Origin of the sequence: Sulfitobacter sp. HI0027 (genome assembly GCF_001634775.1) — a bacterium.
GTDB lineage: Bacteria > Pseudomonadota > Alphaproteobacteria > Rhodobacterales > Rhodobacteraceae > Sulfitobacter.
Window position 1 is genome coordinate 1 of record NZ_LWER01000338.1, and the last position, 305, is coordinate 305.

Consider the following 305-nt stretch of genomic DNA (forward strand, 5'->3'; position numbering starts at 1 on the left):
AGGAACATGCAGGCGAAGAGCGTGGCCACCAGTGTGAGGTACCCCCGCATGCCCACATGTTTGTAAGCGCCCAGCATGAAGATGGCAGCCGCAATAGCGAGGAAAGTATTGTGCAGATGTTCTGTCAGCGAGTCTTCGGAGACGCCATCGCCCAGAACGGCTGTATCAAGGTAAACCGTGACCGGCACCAGAGCCACCAGCAGGCAGACAAGCGCGAATTCCGCGATCACTGCGCCCAAAGAGGGCAGCACGCCGCGCGCGGTCGTCGGTTTTGAACTGCTGGATGTGCCGGGGTTGTGATCTGC

At 59.7% G+C, this 305-nt stretch carries 1 protein-coding gene; it reads right to left on the minus strand.

Annotation, left to right across the window (positions count from 1 at the left end):
• Positions 1 to 305 (minus strand): hypothetical protein (locus A3722_RS24385; RefSeq protein ID WP_161488232.1); only part of this gene is annotated, 305 nt, incomplete at both ends.